Below are 20,250 nucleotides of genomic sequence, written 5' to 3' on the forward strand. Positions count from 1 at the left end.
CGCGAAGTCTTCCACGCCCTCAGAACCGACCTACTCCGGGCTTGACGAACTATAGGACCGTCGCCCCAACCCGCCGCGACGTCACCTCGGTTTCGACTCCCTCGCTGCGCTCGGTCGCTCAACCACCAGAAGGGGTCAGCGGCGGTCGAGCCAGAGCTCCTCGGGCGGCACCAGGGCCTCGAGCCCGGCGAACAGCTCGTCGGGCAGGTCGGCGGTCGCCGCGGCGACGTTCGGCGCGACGCGGGCCGCCGAGGACATCCCGATGACCGTCGTCGCGAACCGGGGATCCCTCGTCGAGTACCGCACGGCGGCGACGTCGAGCGTGGTGTCGAAGCGGCGGCACACCTGCCGCATCCGCTCGATCGCGTCGCGACCCGGGCGATCCCGGCCCTCGCCGAGCACCGCATCGGCTGGATCGAGGAGCCCCTGCGGGCGGATGACCTCGCCGGATACCGGGAGCTCGCGCGGCGGATCGACGTGCCCATCGCCGCGGGCGAGAACATCCACACCGTTCACCGCTTCCGCGACTTCCTCGACGCGGGAGCGCTGCAGGTCGCGCAGCCGAACATCGTGCGCGTGGGCGGCATCACCCCGTTCCTCGCGATCGCGGACCTCGCCCGCGAGCGCGGCATCGAGCTCGCGCCGCATCTGCTTCCGGAGCTGAGCTCCCAGCTTGCGTATACGCTTCCCGAGACGACCTGGATCGAGGATGTCGAGGACGCCGCCTTCGGCGCGCTGGGCGCCTTGGTCGAGCCGACGGGCGTGACCGTCGCGGACGGCTGGGTCACGGGCGGGCCGCCGCTCGGCCTCGGCATCCGCTTCCGCTGAGCGACGAGACCGGCCCGCACAATCGCCGCAGTGAGCGACCGAAGGGAGACGAAGTGACTGACACGACGATCGATGAGGTCGACCGGATCGCGCGCGCCGCGAAGGACGCCTTCGCGGTCACCGTGCGCACGGACGACCCGACCCGCGCCGAGTGGCTGCGCCGCGCCGCCGACGCGGTCGATGCCGACGCCGAGGGGCTCATCGAGGTCGCCGCACGGGAGACGGCGCTGCCGGCGAACCCTCGTCTGGCGGGCGAGCTCGCGCGCACGACCGCGCAGCTGCGCCTGTTCGCGAAGGTGGTCGAGGAGGGCTCGTACCTCGAGGCGATCATCGACCATCCGGATCCGTCCGCCACTCCCCCGATCCCCGACCTGCGGCGCGTGCTGCGCCCGCTCGGGCCCGTCGCGGTGTTCGCGGCGTCGAACTTCCCGTTCGCGTTCTCGGTCGTCGGCGGCGACACCGCGTCGGCTCTCGCCGTCGGCTGCCCCGTTGTGGTCAAGGCCCATCCCGGCCACCCGGAGACCTCGCGGCGCATGGCGGAGGTCGTCGCTCGGGCGCTTGCCGAGGCCGGGGCGCCCGAGGGAGTGTTCGCGCTGATCGAGGGCTTCGAGGCAGGGCTCGCGCTCGTCGACCACCCGGTGATCCGGGCCGTGGGCTTCACCGGATCCGTCCGCGGTGGTCGCGCGCTGCTCGACCGCGCCGCGGCCCGCCCCGAGCCGATCCCGTTCTACGGCGAGCTCGGCTCGCTGAACCCCGTCGTCGTGACGCCCGGCGCGGATGCCGCACGCGGAGCCTCGCTCGCCGAGGGACTCGCCGGTTCGTTCCAGCTCGGTGCCGGACAGTTCTGCACGAAGCCCGGTGTGGTCTTCCTTCCCGCGGGATCCGCCCTCGAGGCGGCGCTTCCCGGGCACCTGATCACCCCGCCGCGCCTGCTCACGCCCGCCATCACGGATGGCTTCGCCGCGGGCATCGAGCGGGTGTCGGGCGTGCCGGGCGTGGAGGTCGTCGCGACGGGCGAGGCCGGCGACGGACCTGCTCCCCTCGTCGCCGCGACGGACGTCGCCACCCTGCTCGAGCACTCGCACCAGCTGCTGGAGGAGGTGTTCGGGCCGTTCACGCTGCTCGTCCGGTACTCGTCGGCGGACGAGCTCGAGTCGGCGCTCGACGCGCTTCCGGGCGGCCTGACCGCGACCGTGCACCACGAGGCCGGCGAGGACGTCACCGCGCTCGTCACGCGCCTCGAGGAGGTCGTCGGCCGCGTGCTGTTCTCCGGCTGGCCGACCGGCGTCGCCGTCAGCTGGGGCCAGCACCACGGCGGCCCCTGGCCCGCCACGAACACGCAGTTCACCTCGGTGGGCGCCACGGCCGTGCGCCGCTTCCAGCGCCCGGTCGCCTACCAGGACGCGCCGGCCGACCTGCTCCCCCCTGCCCTGCAGGAGGGGAACCCCCTGGGCATCCCCCGCCGCGTCGACGGCGTGCTCGGCATCATCTGACGCCCGGGCGCCGGGATCCGGTGCGGAGCGGCCCCTTCCCTCGCGGATGAGGGCCGCTCGGCACCGATCGGCCGCCGCGTCAGGCCGGAGCCGGACGCGGCCGGGTGCGGAGCGGCCCCTACGCCGCCGGATGAGGGCCGCTCGGCACCGATCGGCGCGCGCCGGTGAGCGCGGGTCAGGCGAGCGGGTCGGCCAGCAGAGGCTCGAACGCGGCCTCGGCGGCGCCGATCAGCAGGCGATCGGCGCCGAGGGCCGCGGCGCGGATCTCCAGGCGCTCGGTCGGTGCCGAGAGGGCCTGATCGCGGACGAGGTCGAGCAGCCCCTCCGGATCGTGCTCGTGAAGGATCGCCAGGAAGCCGCCGAGCACGATCACCGACGGGTTCAGGGCGTTGACGGCGTTGGCGAGCGCGGCGGACAGGATCCGGCGCTGCCGGTGGATCTCCCCGGTCACCTCGCCGTCGGTCGCGTTGGCGAGCGCGCGGGCGAGGGCGGCGTCGTCGGCCGAGGGAAGCCCGACCGCGTCGAGCAGCCTGCCGCGATTGACCTCGTCCTCGAGCACTCCCTGGGTGGTGCGCCGGTCGGCCTCGAGCAGGATGCCGGGCCGGCTCTGGCCCCACTCGCCCGCGTAGCCCTCCGCCCCGCCGATGGCCATGCCGTGGAGCACAAGCCCGCCGCCGATGCCCGATGCGCCGCCGTTGAGGTAGATCACGTCGGCGTGATCGCGCGCGGCGCCGAACAGGCGCTCGGCGCGCGCGCCGAGCGACGCGTCGTTGCCGATCAGGAACCTGAGGCCCGTCGCCTCGGCGAGGCGGCTCGCGATGTCCTCGTCGCGCCAGCCGAGGTGCGGAGCGAGGCGCACGACGCCGTCCGAGGCGCGCACGAGCCCCGGCACCGCGGCACCGCCGCCCACCATGCGGCAGCCGCGCAGTGCGCCGGATCTCCAGCCGTCGACGATCCGGGCGACCGCGGCGACGACGTCCTCCACGGCCATGCCGACGCTCTCGCGCGTGCGGGCGCGCACCCGTCCGCCGAGGGTCACCGCCCCGACCTCGAGCGCGTCGACCTCGGGGTTGATCGCGATCGCCACCACGTCCTCGCTGGGCGCGACGATCGGCGACGGCCGTCCCACGCGGCGCGTCGGATCCGGATCCCGCTCCTCCACGAGGCCGGCGCCGACCAGCGTCGCGACGAGGTCCGACACGGTCGAGCGGTTCAGGCCCGTCTCGGCGGTGATCACCGCGCGCGACCGCGCGCCCTCGTGGTGGACGAGCCGCAGCACCGCGCCGAGGTTCGTCCTGCGCACGCCCTCGACGCTCGTGGCCCGTTCGTGCATGTCAGTCCTCGGTCTTCCGGTTCGGCTCTACGCTACCGAGCCGGGCGCGCACATCCCCGCAGCCACGCACGCTGCGGCCGCAGCCGGATCACGACGGGCGCGCACGTCGACGGATCCGGATCCCCCCGGCGAGTTCGGGTTCTCGACCGGGGGGATCCGGATCCGCCTGGTCTGTCAGTCGATGCGGACGCCGACGATGCGGGCGTCCTCGGGCGTCACGACGTGGACGTCACCCGTGAGCGTGACGACCTCGCGCGCGGTGGCCTCGCCGGGGATGACGCGCACGCCGCGCGCCTTCTCGTTGGAGATCACGCCGCCTGTCGTCTCCTCGGGGCCGGTCAGCTTCGCGGACGCCTCGGCGTGCGATGCCGCCCACACCTCGACCTCGCCGGGCTCGACGACGCGCGTCAGGGTCCGGTCGGTGAACGACAGGCGCTGGGTGGGGACGTCGAACGTGACGCGGCGCGACTGACCCGGCTCGAGCGCGACGCGCGCGTAGCCGAGCAGCTGGGCGACGGGGCGCGTGACCGAGCCGACGACGTCGCGGGCGTAGAGCTGCACGACATCCGTCGCCGCCACCTCGCCGGTGTTCGTCACCGTGACCGCGGCCTCGAAGGCGCCGTCGGTCGCCGCCGTCGCCGTGACCTGCAGGTCGTCGTACGCGAAGGTCGCGTACGACAGGCCGAAGCCGAAGGGACGCAGCGGCGTCGAGTCGGTCGACGTGACGTCCGACGGACCGCCGAGGATCGGATGCAGGTAGCTGTACGGAGAGGATCCGGACGAGCGCGGCAGGCTGATCGGCAGGCGACCGGACGGCGCCGTCTTCCCGGTGAGGACGTTGGCGATCGCGGGACCGCCCTCCTCGCCGGGGAAGAACGCCTGCAGCACCGCGGCGGGCTTGGGCTGCTCGCCGTCGACCGCCCATGCGATCGCGTAGGGGCGGCCGGTCAGCACGACAAGCACGACGGGGGTGCCGGTCGCGACGACTGCGTCGACGAGCTCGCGCTGGACGCCCGGCAGGTCGAGCGACTCGACGTCGTTTCCCTCGCCGACGGTGCCGCGGCCGAACAGGCCCGCCTGGTCACCCACGACGACCACAGCGACCTCCGAGTCCGCGGCCGCGGAGACGGCGGCGTCGAAGCCGGAGCGGTCGTCGCCCTCCACCTGGCAGCCCTCGGCGAACACGACCTCCGCCTCGGGCAGGGCCGCCGCGAGCGCCTCGCGCACCGTCGGGATCTCGAAGCCGATCTCGTACCCGGGGTGGTGTGCGAGCACATGGTTGGCGAACGAGTAGCAGCCCTGCAGCGCGGCGGCGCGATCGGCGTTGGGGCCGATCACCGCGACCCGCCGCGCATCGGCCGCGAGCGGGAGCGCGCCGTCGTTCGTGAGCAGCACAAGCGACTCCTCGGCGAGGCGCAGCGCGACCTCGCGGTGCCGCGGGCTGTCGAGGTCGATCTCGGCCGGGGCCTCCCCCGCGAAGGCGTCGGGCTCGAGCAGGCCGAGCTCCTCCTTCTGCGACAGGGCACGCAGCACCGCGCGGTCGACGTAGCCCTCGTCGAGCTGACCGGAGCGGACACGCTCCACGAGCGGCGCGAGGTAGGCGTCGCCCGAGGGAAGCTCCACGTCGATGCCGGCCTTCAGCGCCTGCGCGGCGGCCTCGCCGCGATCGGCCGCGACCGCGTGCATCACCTCGAGGAATGCGATCGCGAAGTAGTCCGCGACGACGACGCCGTCGAAGCCGAGCTGCTCGCGGAGCACGGTCGTCAGGAGCTCGGGGTTCGACGCCACCGGAACGCCGTCGATCTCGGCGTAGCTGTTCATCACGCTCTTGACGCCGCCGTCGCGGATCGCCATCTCGAACGGCGGCAGGAACACGTCGGCGACCTCGCGGGGGCCGGCGTGGACGGGCGCGTGGTTGCGTCCGGCGCGCGAGTTCGAGTACCCGAGGAAGTGCTTCAGCGTGGCGTGGACGCCGACCGACTGGAGGCCCTTCACGTACGCGGTGCCGACGGTGCCGACGAGGTACGGGTCCTCGCCGATGCACTCGTCGACCCGGCCCCAGCGCGGGTCGCGGATGACGTCCAGCACGGGCGCGAGGCCCTGGTGGATGCCGAGGTCGCGCATCGACTCGCCGATCAGGGCGCCCATCTCGGCGACCAGGTCCGGGTCGAACGACGCGCCCCACGCCAGCGGCGTCGCGAAGGTCGCCGCCTTCCACGCCGCGAGGCCCGTCAGGCACTCCTCGTGCACGAGCGCGGGGATGCCGAGGCGGGTCTCGGTCTTGAGGCGACGCTGCTCGTTCCACAGCCAGGCGGCGCGCTCGGTCGGTTCGACCGGACGCGTGCCGTACACACGCGTGTAGTGGCCGATGCCGTCCTTCGTGATGTCGGCGAGGGTGCGGCCGTCCTTCGCGGTGCTCATCTCGTCCGCGAGCGGGGCGACGACCTCGCCGCCCTGGTCGAGCCAGTAGCCGACGATCTGCGCGGCCTTCTCCTCGAGGGTCATCTCGGCCAGCAGCGCGCGCACGCGCTCGGAGGACTCCGGGAACGCCGGCACCTCGGTGGCCGCGGACTCGACGGCGCGGCCGTCGATGGACGTGTCAAGGGACATGGATGTCTCCAAAAGGGTGTTCTGCGGGGCTGAGCGCGCGGGCTCAGCCCTTGACGGCGCCGGTGAGTCCGCCGACGATGCGGCGTTCGAACAGGCTGAAGAAGACAAGCGCGGGCACCATCGACAGCGACGTGTACGCGAGCACGCGGGCCGTGTCCACGGAGTACTGCGAGGAGAAGTTCTGCACGCCGAGCGGCAGCGTGTACAGCGCGCTGTCGTTGAGGATGAACAGGGGCAGCATGTAGCCGTTCCAGGAGCCGACGAACGCCAGGATGCCCACCGTGATCACGCCGGGGAGGCTGAGCGGGATGACCATCCGCCAGAAGAACCCGAGGCGGCTCGCCCCGTCGATCGACGCGGCCTCCTCCAGCTCCTTCGGGATCGCCCGCAGGAACGGCACCAGGATGATGATCGTCGTCGGCAGGGCGAAGGCGATCTGCGGCAGGATGACGCCGCCCAGGCTGTTGACGAGCCCCAGGTTGCGGACCAGCAGGTAGAGCGGGGTGATCGCGACCGTGACGGGGAACATCAGGCCGGCCGCGAACAGCGAGTACATAACGCCCTTGCCGGTGAACTCGTACCGCGCGATCACGTAGCTCGCCATCACGCCGAGCACGACGGCGCCGAGCGTGGTGCCGAGCGCCACGATGGTCGAGTTCGCCATGGCGGTCCAGAACTCGGATCCGGTCAGCACGTCGCCGTAGTTGGCGAGCTGCCACGGCGCGGGGAAGCCCGAGGGGTCGGCCGTGATCTGCGAGTTCGTGCGGAAGCCGCCGATGATGATGTACAGCACCGGGGTGATGCAGATCGTCACGAGGATCACCGCGAGCAGGTACACCCACGGGTTTCCCCACTTCTCCTTCGGCGCCTTCGCGGGCCGGTTGTTGCGGCCGACCGCCCGGATCGCCACGGATGTCGCCGTCATTTCTCCGCCTTTCCGCTGTCCGTGAGCGCTCCCTCGGTGTCGCGACGCAGCACGAAGCGCTGGTAGACGAGCGCGACGGCGAGGGAGATGAGGAACAGCATCACCGCGACGGCGTTGCCGAAGCCGTAGTTCCCGGCCAGGTGGCCGTTCTGGTACATGTACGTGGCCATCGTCGAGGTGCCCGCGGTCGCCGCGATGTACTGGCCCCAGATGATGTTGACAAGGTCGAAGAGCTGCAGCGAGCCGATGATCGACAGGAACGCCCAGATGCGGATCGTCGGTCCGAGCAGCGGGAGCGTGATGCTCCACTGGGTCTTCCAGAAGCCGGCGCCGTCGATCGCGGCGGCCTCGTAGAGCTCCTCGGGGATCGACTGCATGCCGGCGAGCATCAGGATGACCGCGAACCCGATGTACTTCCAGGTGATGATCACCATCAGGGTCCAGATGGCGACATCCGGGTTGGCGATCCACGAGTTCTGCAGGAACTCGAGGCCCAGCTTCTCGAGCATCGAGTTGATCGCGCCGGTGTCCTGGGCCATGAGGCTCCAGCCCGTGCCGACGACGACCTCGGAGATCACGTAGGGGACGAAGATGAGCACCCGGATGAGGGAGCGCCCCTTCATCTTCTGGTTCATCAGAAGGGCGAAGAGGATCGCGAGCGGGCCCTGCATCAGCAGCGACAGGATGACGATCGCGAAGTTGTGGCCGACCGCCTCGCGGAAGGTCTGGTCCTCCCAGATGAGGACGTAGTTGTTCAGTCCCACGAAGTCGGTGGGCCAGCCGAAGCCGTTCCACTTGAAGAAGCCGTAGAACGCCGCCATCACCACGGGGAAGATGACGAAGCCGACGAAGAAGATGAGTGCGGGGCCTGAGAGGAGCGCGATCTCGCCGCGCTTGCGCCAGTCGGCCCGTCGCGGCTTGCGCCCGCCCGCCGTCGGGGCAGGCGCGGAGCCTGCCCCGACGGAGGCGATCCTCTCAGGCACGGACGTGGTGTTCTGTGCCTGAATGTCGGTCATGGTGCGAGATCAGCCTCGCTCGGCCGCCGTGGCGACACCGTCGACGAGCTTCTGCGCGTCGCCCTGGCCGGCGAGCATCTCGACGACGCCGGTGTTGAGCGCGTTGCCGACGTTCTGGCCGAGCGCCGTGTCGAGCCACAGGGTGACGTAGGCCGCCTCACCGTAGGCCTCCATGAGCGGCTGCAGCGACGGGTCGGTGACCGCGCCGAGCGCCTCCGAGGAAGCGGGGATGGTCTGGTACGCCTCGGCGTACTTCTCCTGCCACTCCTTGCCGGCGATGAAGTTCAGGAACTCCTCGCAGGCGGCCGGCGAGTCAGCCGAGCACGAGTAGCCGTCGACGCCGCCCATCATCGCGGACGGGTCGCCCGCGCCGCCATCGACGGCCGGGAAGGGGAACCATCCCAGGTCGGGAAGCGGCTGCTGGTCGGGGGTGAGGCTCGCGATGACGCCCACGTCCCAGGCGCCCATGAGCTCCATCGCCGCCTGGTGGTTGGCGATCAGACCGGCCGACGAGCTCGCGCCCTCCTGCGGGTCGGTGGTCAGGAAGCCCTCGTGGAACGGGTCGGTGCCCGCGAACTCCTCGAGGTTCTCCGCGGCCTCCAGCCAGCACGGGTCGGTGAAGTCGGCGTCGGTGGTGAGGTTCGCGATGGTGTCCTGGTCGCAGGCGCGCAGAGCGAAGAAGTAGTACCAGTGCGCGGCGGGCCATGCGGCCTTGGCGCCCAGCGCGATGGGCTGGATGTCGGCGGCCTTCAGCTTGTCGACGGCCTCGCCGAGCTCCTCGATCGTGGTCGGGGTCTCGGTGATGCCGGCCTGCTCGAACAGGTCCTTGCTGTAGAAGATGCCGCCGGGAAGCACGGCGGTCGGCATCGCGTAGACCTTGCCCTCGAGCGTGAAGGCGTTGAACGCGCCCTCGCCGAGCGCCTCCTTCACATCGGCGTCGATGGCGCCGCTGATGTCCTTGACCTGGCCGGCCGCGACGATGTCGGCGAGCTTGCCGCCGCCGCGCTGCAGGAAGATGTCGGGCATGTCGCCCGAGTTCACGGCGGTCTGAAGCTTGCCGTCGAGATCCTCGTTCTGGACCGAGGTCACCTTGACCGTGACGTCGGGGTTCTCCGCCTTGAATGCGGCGGCCGCCTCGTCCCAGAACTCCTTGCCGGGGCCCGTGGTCGAGTTGTGCCACATCGTCAGCTCGACGGGGCCGCCTTCCTCGCCGCCGCCACCGCCGCCACCACCACCGGCACAGCCGGTGAGCGTGAGTCCCGCGGCGACTGCGATGGCCCCAGCGGCCATCCATGTCCTGCGAACGTTCATGGGCATGATCCTCCTCGTTGAGTCGACGCCCCGCCCGGCTCCAGTCGCCGAGGCCTCCGATGCGTCTTGGACGACTTTGTCACCGGCGACAACTAATGTCAAACGTTATCGATAACGTTTTCGACGCTATGCTTGCCGGGACCCGGACGCGCTCGGCAGGTTCCCGCCGAGAGCTCGGGCAGGATTGACGTGCAAGGGGGCACATGAGCACGACTGTCGGGCGCCAGACGCCGCCGCGACGCGTCACCATCCGTGACGTCGCGGTCGCCGCGGGCGTTTCCGTCGCGACCGTGTCGAAGGTCATGAACGGCCGGGACGGCATCGCCGCCACCACGAGCGCCCACGTGCTGAGCGTCGTTGATCGGCTCGGCTACGAGACGTCGATCGTCGCCTCGTCGATGCGTCGCAGCCGTACGCACGTGGTCGGCGTGCTCGTCGCCGAGTTCGAGCCGTTCGCCCTGCAGCTGCTTCACGGCGTCTCCACCGCCCTGCAGGAGACCGCCTACGACGTGCTCGCCTACGCCGGAAGCGTGTCCGCCGGCGATCACGCGGGATGGGAGCGCCGCTCGCTCTCGCGCCTCGGCGGCACACTGATCGACGGGGCCATCATCCTGACCCCCACCGTCACGCTCGAGGAGATCTCCGTCCCGGTGGTCGCGGTCGACCCCCACACCGGCCCCACCGGTCCGGCCGTCGTCGACACCGACAACTACGGCGGCGGGCGGATGGCCACCGAGCACCTGATCTCGCTCGGGCACCGCCGGATCGGCCACCTGCGCGGCCGTGCCGACCTGCTGTCGGCGCAGCAGCGCGAGCAGGGCTACCGCGATGCGCTCGCCGCCGCGGGCATCGCGATCGACGAGTCGCTCGTGCTGGATGCCGGCTACCGGGCCCCGAACGCGACCGCCGCCGCCGAGGCCCTGCTCGACCGTCCCGATCGTCCGACCGCGGTCTTCGCGGCGAACGATGCGACGGCGCTCGAGGTGATCCGCGTCGCCTCCACCCGCGGGCTCCACGTTCCGGACGACCTCTCCGTCGTCGGCTTCGACGATCTCGCCCCCGCAGCCGCCAGCCGGCCCGGCCTCACCACGATCCGCCAGCCGCTTCTCGAGATGGGAACCGCGGCCGTGCACCTGCTCCTGGCGATGTTCGACGGCGGCGCGAGCGAGCGCATCCGGATGCCGGCGGAGCTGACCCTGCGCGACTCGACCCGCCCACCGACGGAGGAACGATGACCATCGCCCGCACCGGATCCGCCGAGGTCGTGCTGACCTCGCCCGACGGCGAGCCGCTCGCCCACCACGAGGTCACCGTCGAGCAGGTGCGCCACGCCTTCGGCTTCGGCAACATCGGCTTCGAGCTCGTGCCGCACGCGAACGGCGAGGCCGATCTGACGGCGCTCGCCGACGACTGGCTCGCGCTGTTCGACACCGCGACCCTGCCGTTCTACTGGGGCCGGTTCGAGCCGGAGCAGGGGCATCCCGACACCGCCCGCCTGCAGACCGCTGCACGCTGGTTCGCGGAGCGCGGCGTGCGTCTGAAGGGCCATCCGCTGGTCTGGCACACCGTCAAGGCGCAGTGGCACGACCGGCTTCCGTCGGACGAGACCGAGCGACTGCTGCGCGAGCGCGTGACGCGCGAGGCGACCGACTTCGCCGGGCTCATCGACACCTGGGACGCGATCAACGAGGTCGCGATCATGCCCGACTTCGACAACGAACCCGACGGCGTGCCGAACGCGGTCTCACGTCTTGCCCGCGAGTTGGGCCGCACCGGCATCGTGAAGCTCGCGTTCGAGACCGCCCGCGCCGCGAACCCCGGCGCGACGCTGCTCATCAACGACTTCGACCTGTCGCCGCGGTACGAGCGTGTGATCGAGGACGCACTCGAGGCCGGTGTGCGCATCGATGTGATCGGTCTGCAGACGCACATGCACCAGGGGTTCCGCGGCGAGGAGGAGCTGCTCGAGGTCGCCGATCGCTTCGCGCGCTTCGGGCTGCCGCTTCACTTCACGGAGTCGAGCCTGGTGTCGGGCGACCTGATGCCTCCCGAGATCGACGACCTGAACGACTACGTGGTCGACGAGTGGCCGTCGACGCCCGAGGGAGAGGCCCGCCAGGCCGACGAGATCGAGCGCCTGTACCGCGCGCTCACCGGGCATCCCTCGGTCGAGGCGATCACGTACTGGGGCCTCACCGACGTCGGCGCCTGGCTTGGCGCCCCGATCGGGCTGCTGCGCGCGGACGGCAGCCGCAAGCCCGCCTACGACCGGCTCCACGGCCTGATCCGGGGCGAATGGTGGATGTCGCCCACGACGCTGCGCACCGACGCCGACGGCCGCGTTCGCATCGAGGGATGGAAGGGCGACTACCGGATCACCGTTCCCGGCGGCGAGGTCGTCGAGGTCACGATCGCCTGAGCCTGCCGCCGCGCGGATAGCCTGACACGATGCCCGAACTCTCCGCCCTCGCCTGGGCAGCGCTCGCGCTCGGCGCCGTGGCGGTCGGGGTCTCGAAGACCGCGCTGCCGGGCGTCAACACGCTCGCGATCGCGCTGTTCGCGGCCGTCCTGCCGGCGCGGGCGTCGACCGGGGCGCTGCTTCTGCTGCTGATCGTCGGCGACTGGTTCGCGATCTGGGTTCACCGCAAGCACGCCCGCCTGCGGGCGCTGCTCCCCCTCATCCCGGCCGTCGCGGCCGGCCTGCTGCTCGGCTGGCTGTTCCTCGGCATCGCCGACGACACCTGGACGCGCCGCGTGATCGGCGCCATCCTGCTGCTCGTCATCGGCGTGACGCTGTGGCGCCGCTGGCGGGCGCGCGAGGAGGAGGTCACGACCGGACCGGTCGCCGCGGCCGCGTACGGCACCCTCGGCGGCTTCACGACGATGGTCGCCAACGCCGGCGGCCCGGTCATGACGATGTACTTCCTCGCCGCGCGCTTCCCGGTGCGTGCGTTCCTCGGCACGACGGCGTGGTTCTTCGCCGGAATCAACCTCGCGAAGCTGCCACTGTCGATCGGCCTCGGGATCATCGACGTCCCGACGCTGCTGATGGACCTCGTGCTCGTGCCGGGCGTGATCGCCGGCGCCTTCCTCGGGCGGACGATGCTCGGGAAGCTGGATCAGCGGACGTTCGAGCGCATCGTGATCGTGCTCACGATCGTCGGCGCGCTGTACCTGCTGCTCAGCTGACCCACGATCCGCGGCACGCTCCCGGTGCCGGTAACCGAGCGCCGCTTCGGCATTGCCTCCGCACCATCCTCGTGATAAGTTCTCAGTCGCAACAATTCGCCAACGACGCTGAAAGCGGGTCTGTACCACCATGTCGCTCACCCCCACCAAGGACGACAAGTTCTCCTTCGGCCTCTGGACCATCGGCTACAACGGCACGGACCCGTTCGGCGGTCCCACGCGCAACGCCCTCGACGTGGTCCACGCGGTCGAGAAGCTGGCCGAGCTCGGCGCCTACGGCCTCACCTTCCACGACGACGACCTGTTCGCCTTCGGCTCGACCGACGCCGAGCGCCAGACGCAGATCGACCGCCTCAAGCAGGTGCTCGCCGACACCGGCGTGATCGTGCCGATGGTGACCACCAACCTCTTCAGCGCGCCGGTCTTCAAGGACGGCGGCTTCACGTCGAACGACCGCCAGGTGCGCCGCTTCGCGCTGCGCAAGGTGCTGCGCAACATCGACCTCGCCGCCGAGCTCGGCGCCAAGACCTTCGTCATGTGGGGCGGCCGCGAGGGCGCCGAGTACGACTCGGCGAAGGACATCCGCTCCGCGCTCGAGCGCTACCGCGAGGCCGTCAACCTGCTCGGCGACTACGTCACCGACAAGGGCTACGACATCCGCTTCGCGATCGAGCCGAAGCCCAACGAGCCCCGCGGCGACATCCTGCTGCCGACCCTCGGCCACGCGATCGCGTTCATCGACTCGCTCGAGCGCCCCGAGCTCGTGGGCCTCAACCCCGAGGTGGGCCACGAGCAGATGGCCGGCCTGAACTTCGCCGCCGGCATCGCACAGGCGCTGTACCACGGCAAGCTCTTCCACATCGACCTCAACGGTCAGCGCGGCATCAAGTACGACCAGGACCTCGTGTTCGGTCACGGCGACCTGCACAACTCGTTCGCGCTCGTGGACCTGCTCGAGAACGGCGGCCCCGGCGGCGTCCCCGCCTACGACGGCCCCCGCCACTTCGACTACAAGCCGAGCCGCACCGAGGACGAGAACGGCGTGTGGGACTCCGTGTCCGCGAACATGCGCACCTACCTGCTGCTCAAGGAGCGCGCCGCGGCCTTCCGCGCCGACCCCGAGGTGCAGGAGGCGCTCAAGGCCGCCAAGGTGCTCGAGCTCGCCGAGCCCACGCTGAACGAGGGCGAGTCGTACGACGACCTGCTTGCCGACCGCTCGGCGTACGAGGACTTCGACGCCGACGCGTACCTGGGCGGCAAGGGCTTCGGCTTCGTGCGCCTGCAGCAGCTCGCCACCGAGCACCTGCTCGGCGCGCGCGGCTGAGATGACACTGGTCGCGGGCGTCGATTCTTCGACGCAGAGCTGCAAGGTCGTCGTCCGCGACCTCGAGTCGGGTGAGGTCGTCCGCTCCGGGCGGGCGACCCACCCCGACGGCACCGAGGTCGATCCCGGCTTCTGGTGGGACGCGCTGCGGAGCGCCATCGCCGACGCCGGAGGGCTCGGCGACGTCGCGGCGATCTCGATCGGCGGCCAGCAGCACGGAATGGTGGCGCTGGATGCCGACGGCCGGGTCGTCCGCCCCGCCCTGCTGTGGAACGACACGCGCTCGGCGGACGCCGCTGCAGCTCTGACCGCCGAGGTGGGCGCCGCGGAGTTCGCGCGTCGCACGGGACTCGTGCCCGTCGCGTCGTTCACCGCCACCAAGCTGCGCTGGCTCGCCGACGCCGAGCCCGAGAACGCCGATCGCGTGGCGGCCGTCGCGCTGCCGCACGACTGGCTGACCTGGCGCCTGCGCGGCTACGGCCCCGCGGGCGAGGCACCGCTCGGCCCGGTGCTCGACGAGCTCGTCACCGACCGCTCCGACGCGAGCGGCACGGCGTACTTCGACGCGGAGTCCGGCGAGTACGACCGCGAGCTGCTGTCGCTCGCCCTCCGTCGCGACGCGACCGGGGTCATCCTTCCCCGCGTCCTCGGGCCCGCCGAGTCGGTGACGGGCGGATCCGGATCCCTCACGGACGGCCTCGTGATCGGGCCCGGCTGCGGCGACAACGCCGGCGCCGCGCTGGGTCTCGGTGCGGCCGCGGGCGACGTCGTCGTCTCGATCGGCACGTCCGGCACCGTGTTCGCGGTGACGGAGGCGCCGGTGCGCGATGCAAGCGGCACGGTCGCCGGCTTCGCCGACGCGTCCGGCGCCTACCTGCCGCTCATCGCGACGCTGAACGCCGCGCGCGTGCTCGACGCGATCGCGCGCCTGCTGGGCGTCGACCACGACGAGCTCGGACGGCTCGCCCTCGGCGCCGACGCGGGGTCGGCGGGTCTCGTCCTGCAGCCCTACTTCGAGGGCGAGCGCACGCCGAACCTGCCGGATGCCACGGCGACGCTGTTCGGGATGACCCTCGCTTCGACCACGCGCGAGAACCTCGCGCGCGCGGCCATGGAGGGCATGCTCTCCGGCCTCGCCGACGGCCTCGACGCGGTGCGCGCGCACGGGGTCACCGCCGAGCGAGTCCTGCTCGTCGGCGGCGCCGCCCAGAACCCGGCGGTCTCCGCGATCGCCGCGCAGGTGTTCGACGCCCCGGTCGTCGTGCCGCAGCCCGGCGAGTACGTCGCCGCGGGCGCCGCGGTGCAGGCGGCGTGGGCGCTGACGGGCGAGCGCCCGCAGTGGCCGGTGTCGCTCTCGGCCGAGCCCGCGCCCGACACACGCGCGGTCATCCGCGAGCAGTACGCCGCGCGGCGCTGACCCACTCGGCCTACCGGATGCCGCGGTGCGCGAGATAGCCGACGATCGCGGCGCGCGTCTCCGCGGCGCGGCGCTCCCGCCCGGCCGTATCCAGTGCCGAGATCCCCTTCATCAAGCCGCGGAACATCAGGATCAGCGTCTCGATGACCCGCGCGAGCTCGCCGGGATCGATCCCCGGGTTGCGCTGCGTCACGATCTCCCGCAGCCGCGCGGCGAAGGTCTCCTCGACAGGCTCGATCGGATTCGCCAGGCGCTCGGGCAGATCCGTGCGTGCGAACAGCGCCAGCAGGCCGGGGTTGTCGACGTTGAACTGGATGATCGGATCCACGACCACGCGCACGAGCTCGCTCAACTCGGGCGTGGTGACATCCGTCACGCCGAAGGCGCCGGCCTGCTTCGCCGCCACCGTCGCGGCGTAGCGCTCGGCGAGCGCGTCGGCGATCGCCTCCTTGCCCGAGAAGTACTGATACAGCGACCCGGGTGAGATGCCCGCCCGGGCGGCGATCGAGTTCGTGGTGGTGCGGTCGTAGCCGACGTCGGCGAGCTCGGAGGCGGCCGCGTCGAGGATCGCCTCGATCCGCGCCAGGCCCCTCGCCCGGCGCACGGGAGTGCGCTTCGCCGTGTCCTCCGCCATGCGTTCACGCTAGCGGCCTTGCAATACGCGAGCAAATGCTCGTATATTCCGAAACACGAGCGAACACCCGCAAATCGGAGGCGGACATGGCGGCACGATGGGCGGCGTTCATCGTCGCGAGGCGCTGGTGGGTGCTCGGCATCGCCGCGGTGATGCTGGTCGGCGCGGGCACCCTCGCCGCCGGGACCCTCGACGCGCTCTCGCTCTCCCGCTTCGCCGCGGCCGGCTCGGAGTCGGACCTCGCCGCGCAGCGCCTTGACGCCGCCACGGGCACCGGCAGTCCCAACGTCGCCCTGATGGTGATGACCGACGATTCCGTCGACTCGGCCGAGACGGCGGCGCTCGGACGCGACCTGACCGATCGCCTCGGCGACTGGCCGGGCGTGAGCGCCGCCTGGTCGTACTGGACCGAGGGCCACGCGACGATGCGGGCGGACGACGGCTCCGCCGCCTGGGTCTACGCCTACATCCCCGGATCGGCCGACGTTGTGCGCAGCGAGATCCTTCCCGCCCTGAGCGTCGAGTTCGCGATCGAGCGGGAGGGGATCCGCATCGTCGTCGCCGGCGCCGACGAGGTGTTCCGCGAGGTGGCGCAGCAGTCGCGCGGCGACTTCCTGCGCGCCGAGCTCGTCATCCTGCCGCTCGTGCTTGTGCTGCTCTGGCTCATCTACCGGCGCCTGAGCGCGGCGCTGCTCACGCTCGCGCTGGGATTCCTCACCGTGATCGGCGCGCTCGCGGTGCTGCGAGCAGTCGTGGCGTTCGCCGAGGTGTCGACGTTCGCCTCGAACATCGTGCTCGTGCTCGGCATCGGGCTCGGGGTGGACTACGGGCTGTTCATGATCTTCCGGTTCCGCGAGGAGCTGAGCCGCGCCCCGTCTCGGGAGGCCGCGCTCGCCGCGACGCTCTCGAGCGCCGGGCGCACGGTGTTCTTCTCGGCGCTGACCGTCGCGGCCTCCCTGGCCGTGCTGTTCGTCTTCCCGTACCCGTTCCTGTCGTCCTTCGCGTTCGCGGGCATCGCCGTGGTCGCGGTCGCCGCCGCGGCGACCCTCGTTGTGATGCCGGCCGCCCTCGCCGTGCTCGGCGAGCGGGTCGAGCGTCGCCGCCCCTCCGCCCGCCCGCTCGAGCGCTCCGTCTGGTACCGCGTTCCCGCCGCCGCGATGCGCCGGCCCGTTCTGATCGGCGGCGCCGGCCTCGCAGTCGCCGCCGCGCTCGCCGCGCCGGCGCTCGGTGTCTCGTTCGGTGTGGCGGATGACCGGGTGCTGCCCGACACGGCGGCGGTGCGGGCGGCGTACGACGTCGAGCGCGCCCACTTCGAGGGACAGGACTCCGACGCGCTGCTCGTTGTCGCCGCCGAAGAGCTGGACGCCGCCGAGCTGGCCGAGTACGCCACGGCGCTGTCGCGCGTGAGCGGCGTGCTCCGCGTGGATGCGACGGTCGGCTCGTTCGCGGACGGGGTGCGCACGTCCGCCGCGGCCTCGGACCGGTTCGCCGACGGCGCGTGGCTGTCGGTGACGCCCTCGTCCGAGGCCCTCTCCGCGGATGTCGCCGGCCTCGTGGGCGATGTCCGCGCGGTCCCCGCTCCCGGTGAGGTCCTCGTCGGCGGCTACCCGGCCGAGCTCGTCGACTATCGCGACGGCGTCCTGTCCTACCTGCCGACCGTGGCGGGCCTGATCGTGCTCGTCAGCCTGACCGTGCTGTTCCTCATGACGCGCTCGGTGCTCGTCCCGCTTCTCGCCTCGCTGCTGAACCTCCTCAGCATGGCCGCGATGTTCGCGGTGCTCGTCTGGGGCTTCCAGCAGGGAGGCCTCGCCTGGCTGATCGGCTTCACCCCGACCGGCTCGATCGAGCCGAGCATCCCGATCCTGATGTTCTGCATCGCCTACGGACTGTCGATGGACTACGCCGTCTTCCTCATCTCGCGCATCAAGGAGGAGCACGACCGGACGGGCGACGTCGTCCTGTCGGTTCCGCGCGGCATCGCGCATTCGGGCCCGCTCGTCACGGCCGCGGCGGTCACGCTCGCCGCGTCGTTCCTCGTCTACGCGGGCGGCGAGGTCGTGTTCCTGCAGCAGATCGGCGTCGGCCTCGCCTTCGCGGTGATCGTCGACGCGACGATCGTCCGCGCGATCCTGCTCCCCGCGGCCCTGCGCGCGGCGGGGCGGTGGACGTGGTGGGCGCCGGCGCCCATCCGGCGGCTCCCGGCCCGCGTCACGCTCGAGGGCACCTGAGGCCGCTCGGCCGCGAGAATCCACCTCCGCGCCCAGAATCCGGGCCCGCCTGGATCCTCGGCGCGGAGTCGCATTGTCACCGGATCGCGGCGATCACGTCGTCGACGAACCGCACGTAGTCGTCCGGATCATCCCCCGGCGTGACGGCGCGCAGCACCACCTCGTCCACCGCGTCGAGATACGCCGCCACCCGCTCGCGCGCCTCACCCGAGTGGATCACGGTGTCGAGCGGGCCGAAGCCGAGCCGCGCGAAGTTCGCCGCGTAGGAGGGGAAGCCGCCGTAGCGCCCTGCCTCGGCCTCGAGCCGCGGCACCGCCTCGGCGCGCGTTGCCGTGCGGACGTACAGGATGACGCGGCCGTCCGGGGATGCCTCGTGGTGCTCCGCGGCCTGGTCCGCCGCGGCGGCCGGGGTGAGCCAGTTCAGGACGACGCCGTCCGCTCGCTCCGCCGCGAGCCGCCGCATCTTCGGCCCCAGCGCGCCCAAGGCGATCTCCGGTGCGCCGCCGGATCGGAGGTCGGCGATCGCGCTGCGCATCAGGTCGAGGGCTCCCGTGCGCCGCGCGCCGGATCCGATGCCGAGCGTCAGGCGGTCGGCCGGGATGTCGAGCCCCGCGAGGTCGGCGAGCACCTCGGCCGCGGGGCGACGGTCGACGGGGATCACCCCGGTCGCGACCCGCAGGGTCCGGGTGACCCGGGCAGCCGCCGCCGCGACGTCGAGGGCGTTGGCTCCCGGGGTCTCGTTGACCCAGAGCGCACGGAGTCCGGCCTCCTCGAGCAGGGGGCCGATGCGCTCCGCGACGTCCGCTCCGGCGGTGGCGGCGATGCCGACGGACAGGCGATGACGTTCCATGCCTAGATCCTGTCACCGGTGTCGGCGGCCCGGGCTAGCGTGAGGGCCATGGAGCTCTCCCGCGTCGACGCGCGCCGCCTGCGCTGGGCCGCTCAGCTGCTCGGCGGATCCGGCCTCTCCCCCGGCGAGGTCGTCGCCCGCGCCGTCGCCCTGCAGGGGCAGGATCTGCCCGGGGTGCTGCGCGCGATCGCCATCCGGTCGCGGCCGGGAACGACGATCGACGACGTCCGGGCGGCGTTCGACGCGGGCGAGCTCGTGCGCTCGTGGCCGATGCGCGGCACCCTGTTCGCCACCACTCCTGGGCACCTCGCGGCGATCCTCCATCACACGGCCGCGCGCGTGCAGCGTTCGACGGGTCCCCGCCGCCGGGAGCTCGGGCTCGACGACGCGCTGATCGACCGCGCCCGCGGCATCCTGCGCGACGCCCTCCAGGACGCGCCGCGCACGCGCGCCGAGGCGCTCGCGCTCTGGCAGGCGAGCGACATCCCGACCGACGGGGGCCGCGGCTATCACCTGCTGTTCCACCTCGCGATGGACGGCCTGATGCACTGGGGCCCCTTCGCCGGATCCGAGCAGCAGCTCGTCCTGACCCCGCCCGCGGAGGCGGATCCGGATGACCTGGTGCAGATCCTGCGCGGCTACATCCTGGCCCGCGGCCCGGTCACCGCCGACGACGCCGCCTGGTGGCTCAAGCTGCCGAAGACCGCGCTGCGTCAGACGGCCGCCCGCATCGACGACCTGACCGAGGTCAGCGTCGAGGGCGAGCAGGGCTGGGTGATCGGCGAGCCCGCGGTCCCCGGCCCTTCGGGAGTGACCCTCGTCCCCGCGTTCGACGAGTGGATCCTCGGCTACGCGGTGCGCGCGCTTGTCGCGAGCCCGAGGATGCTCGATGCCCAGGTGCCCGGCCGCAACGGCGTCTTCCGCCCCGCGATCCTCGTCGACGGGGTCGTGGTCGGCACCTGGCGCCTGCCCGCCGCACGCTCGGCGAAGGCCGAGCGCACGCCGATCGTCGAGCTCGTCGAGCGCACCACAGCGGCCACCCGCCGCCAGATCGACAAGGCCCTCGCCGCCTGGCCGCACGGCTGAGCCGAG

The 20,250-nt window shown here is 72.0% G+C and carries 17 protein-coding genes; 9 read left to right on the forward strand and 8 right to left on the reverse strand.

Translation table 11 applies throughout. From position 1 onward, the window contains the following. Window positions 1-135: 135 nt before the first annotated feature. Complete coding sequence (locus ABD161_RS01780) at window positions 136-507, reverse strand: aldo/keto reductase (protein WP_343999127.1); 372 nt, start codon at window positions 505-507, stop codon at window positions 136-138. Here ABD161_RS01780 and ABD161_RS01785 point away from each other — a divergent pair. Both ABD161_RS01785 and ABD161_RS01790 read left to right on the forward strand, forming a co-directional pair. After that, window positions 427-828, forward strand: a complete 402-nt coding sequence (locus ABD161_RS01785) for an enolase C-terminal domain-like protein (protein WP_343999470.1) — start codon at window positions 427-429, stop codon at window positions 826-828. The genes ABD161_RS01780 and ABD161_RS01785 overlap by 81 nt on opposite strands. A gap of 53 nt (window positions 829-881) precedes the next feature. Beyond that, a complete protein-coding gene (locus ABD161_RS01790; protein ID WP_343999129.1) occupies window positions 882-2,321 on the forward strand; it encodes an aldehyde dehydrogenase (NADP(+)) in 1,440 nt (479 codons plus the stop codon). Window positions 2,322-2,496: 175 nt separating this feature from the next. Here the strand turns inward: ABD161_RS01790 and ABD161_RS01795 are convergent, their stop codons facing one another. The 5 genes from ABD161_RS01795 to ABD161_RS01815 all read right to left on the reverse strand — a co-directional run bounded on the left by ABD161_RS01795 (window position 2,497) and on the right by ABD161_RS01815 (window position 9,516). Beyond that, window positions 2,497-3,654 (reverse strand): ROK family transcriptional regulator, encoded by a 1,158-nt coding sequence (locus tag ABD161_RS01795; protein ID WP_343999131.1) that lies wholly within the window; start codon window positions 3,652-3,654, stop codon window positions 2,497-2,499. Window positions 3,655-3,828: 174 nt separating this feature from the next. After that, window positions 3,829-6,264 carry a beta-xylosidase/alpha-l-arabinosidase gene (locus tag ABD161_RS01800; protein ID WP_425560743.1) on the reverse strand — a complete coding sequence of 812 codons (2,436 nt, stop codon included), beginning with the start codon at window positions 6,262-6,264 and terminating at the stop codon, window positions 3,829-3,831. A gap of 43 nt (window positions 6,265-6,307) precedes the next feature. Beyond that, window positions 6,308-7,189, reverse strand: a complete 882-nt coding sequence (locus ABD161_RS01805) for a carbohydrate ABC transporter permease (protein WP_343999133.1) — start codon at window positions 7,187-7,189, stop codon at window positions 6,308-6,310. Continuing rightward, the gene (locus tag ABD161_RS01810) at window positions 7,186-8,205 is read right to left on the reverse strand and encodes a carbohydrate ABC transporter permease (protein WP_343999135.1); all 1,020 of its coding nucleotides are present in this window, start codon (window positions 8,203-8,205) and stop codon (window positions 7,186-7,188) included. The genes ABD161_RS01805 and ABD161_RS01810 overlap by 4 nt, the downstream gene beginning before the upstream one ends. A gap of 9 nt (window positions 8,206-8,214) precedes the next feature. Further along, window positions 8,215-9,516, reverse strand: a complete 1,302-nt coding sequence (locus ABD161_RS01815; protein WP_343999138.1) for an extracellular solute-binding protein — start codon at window positions 9,514-9,516, stop codon at window positions 8,215-8,217. A 203-nt stretch (window positions 9,517-9,719) separates the two neighbouring features. On the opposite strand from ABD161_RS01815, the gene ABD161_RS01820 reads away from it, so the two are divergent. The 5 genes from ABD161_RS01820 (at window position 9,720) to xylB (ending at window position 15,446) form a co-directional block, all read left to right on the forward strand. Continuing rightward, window positions 9,720-10,751 carry a LacI family DNA-binding transcriptional regulator gene (locus tag ABD161_RS01820; RefSeq protein ID WP_343999140.1) on the forward strand — a complete coding sequence of 344 codons (1,032 nt, stop codon included), beginning with the start codon at window positions 9,720-9,722 and terminating at the stop codon, window positions 10,749-10,751. Then, window positions 10,748-11,935 carry an endo-1,4-beta-xylanase gene (locus tag ABD161_RS01825; protein WP_343999142.1) on the forward strand — a complete coding sequence of 396 codons (1,188 nt, stop codon included), beginning with the start codon at window positions 10,748-10,750 and terminating at the stop codon, window positions 11,933-11,935. The genes ABD161_RS01820 and ABD161_RS01825 overlap by 4 nt, the downstream gene beginning before the upstream one ends. Window positions 11,936-11,964: 29 nt before the next feature. Next, the gene (locus ABD161_RS01830) at window positions 11,965-12,705 is read left to right on the forward strand and encodes a sulfite exporter TauE/SafE family protein (RefSeq protein ID WP_343999144.1); all 741 of its coding nucleotides are present in this window, start codon (window positions 11,965-11,967) and stop codon (window positions 12,703-12,705) included. A 130-nt stretch (window positions 12,706-12,835) separates the two neighbouring features. Then, window positions 12,836-14,029: a xylose isomerase gene (gene xylA / locus ABD161_RS01835; protein ID WP_343999146.1), complete on the forward strand. Its 1,194-nt coding sequence runs from the start codon at window positions 12,836-12,838 to the stop codon at window positions 14,027-14,029. 1 nt (window position 14,030) lies between these two features. Next, window positions 14,031-15,446 carry a xylulokinase gene (gene xylB, locus ABD161_RS01840; RefSeq protein ID WP_343999148.1) on the forward strand — a complete coding sequence of 472 codons (1,416 nt, stop codon included), beginning with the start codon at window positions 14,031-14,033 and terminating at the stop codon, window positions 15,444-15,446. 10 nt (window positions 15,447-15,456) lie between these two features. Here the strand turns inward: xylB and ABD161_RS01845 are convergent, their stop codons facing one another. Then, window positions 15,457-16,080 carry a TetR/AcrR family transcriptional regulator gene (locus ABD161_RS01845; RefSeq protein WP_343999150.1) on the reverse strand — a complete coding sequence of 208 codons (624 nt, stop codon included), beginning with the start codon at window positions 16,078-16,080 and terminating at the stop codon, window positions 15,457-15,459. Window positions 16,081-16,166: 86 nt separating this feature from the next. On the opposite strand from ABD161_RS01845, the gene ABD161_RS01850 reads away from it, so the two are divergent. Continuing rightward, on the forward strand, window positions 16,167-18,308 hold the full coding sequence (locus tag ABD161_RS01850) for an MMPL family transporter (protein WP_343999151.1): 2,142 nt from the start codon (window positions 16,167-16,169) through the stop codon (window positions 18,306-18,308). A 76-nt stretch (window positions 18,309-18,384) separates the two neighbouring features. Here ABD161_RS01850 and ABD161_RS01855 read toward each other — a convergent pair whose 3' ends face one another. After that, entirely contained in the window at window positions 18,385-19,158 is a 774-nt protein-coding gene (locus ABD161_RS01855; protein WP_343999153.1) for an LLM class flavin-dependent oxidoreductase, read from the reverse strand. A 48-nt stretch (window positions 19,159-19,206) separates the two neighbouring features. Between ABD161_RS01855 and ABD161_RS01860 the strand changes: the two genes are divergently transcribed. After that, window positions 19,207-20,244 (forward strand): winged helix DNA-binding domain-containing protein, encoded by a 1,038-nt coding sequence (locus tag ABD161_RS01860; protein WP_343999155.1) that lies wholly within the window; start codon window positions 19,207-19,209, stop codon window positions 20,242-20,244. The last annotated feature ends 6 nt before the right edge of the window (window positions 20,245-20,250 follow it).

Origin of the sequence: Microbacterium paludicola (assembly GCF_039529675.1) — a bacterium.
Classification (GTDB): domain Bacteria; phylum Actinomycetota; class Actinomycetes; order Actinomycetales; family Microbacteriaceae; genus Microbacterium; species Microbacterium paludicola.

Excerpts from the sequence above, each read along its gene's own strand:
- ABD161_RS01795 (WP_343999131.1), bottom strand. The coding sequence starts at position 3,654 with ATGCACGAACGGGCCACGAGCGTCGAGGGCGTGCGCAGGACGAACCTC.
- ABD161_RS01800 (WP_425560743.1), bottom strand. The coding sequence starts at position 6,264 with ATGTCCCTTGACACGTCCATCGACGGCCGCGCCGTCGAGTCCGCGGCC.
- ABD161_RS01805 (WP_343999133.1), bottom strand. The coding sequence starts at position 7,189 with ATGACGGCGACATCCGTGGCGATCCGGGCGGTCGGCCGCAACAACCGG.
- ABD161_RS01810 (WP_343999135.1), bottom strand. The coding sequence starts at position 8,205 with ATGACCGACATTCAGGCACAGAACACCACGTCCGTGCCTGAGAGGATC.
- ABD161_RS01815 (WP_343999138.1), bottom strand. The coding sequence starts at position 9,516 with ATGAACGTTCGCAGGACATGGATGGCCGCTGGGGCCATCGCAGTCGCC.
- ABD161_RS01820 (WP_343999140.1), top strand. The coding sequence starts at position 9,720 with ATGAGCACGACTGTCGGGCGCCAGACGCCGCCGCGACGCGTCACCATC.
- ABD161_RS01825 (WP_343999142.1), top strand. The coding sequence starts at position 10,748 with ATGACCATCGCCCGCACCGGATCCGCCGAGGTCGTGCTGACCTCGCCC.
- ABD161_RS01830 (WP_343999144.1), top strand. The coding sequence starts at position 11,965 with ATGCCCGAACTCTCCGCCCTCGCCTGGGCAGCGCTCGCGCTCGGCGCC.
- xylA (WP_343999146.1), top strand. The coding sequence starts at position 12,836 with ATGTCGCTCACCCCCACCAAGGACGACAAGTTCTCCTTCGGCCTCTGG.
- xylB (WP_343999148.1), top strand. The coding sequence starts at position 14,031 with ATGACACTGGTCGCGGGCGTCGATTCTTCGACGCAGAGCTGCAAGGTC.
- ABD161_RS01845 (WP_343999150.1), bottom strand. The coding sequence starts at position 16,080 with ATGGCGGAGGACACGGCGAAGCGCACTCCCGTGCGCCGGGCGAGGGGC.
- ABD161_RS01850 (WP_343999151.1), top strand. The coding sequence starts at position 16,167 with ATGGCGGCACGATGGGCGGCGTTCATCGTCGCGAGGCGCTGGTGGGTG.
- ABD161_RS01855 (WP_343999153.1), bottom strand. The coding sequence starts at position 19,158 with ATGGAACGTCATCGCCTGTCCGTCGGCATCGCCGCCACCGCCGGAGCG.
- ABD161_RS01860 (WP_343999155.1), top strand. The coding sequence starts at position 19,207 with ATGGAGCTCTCCCGCGTCGACGCGCGCCGCCTGCGCTGGGCCGCTCAG.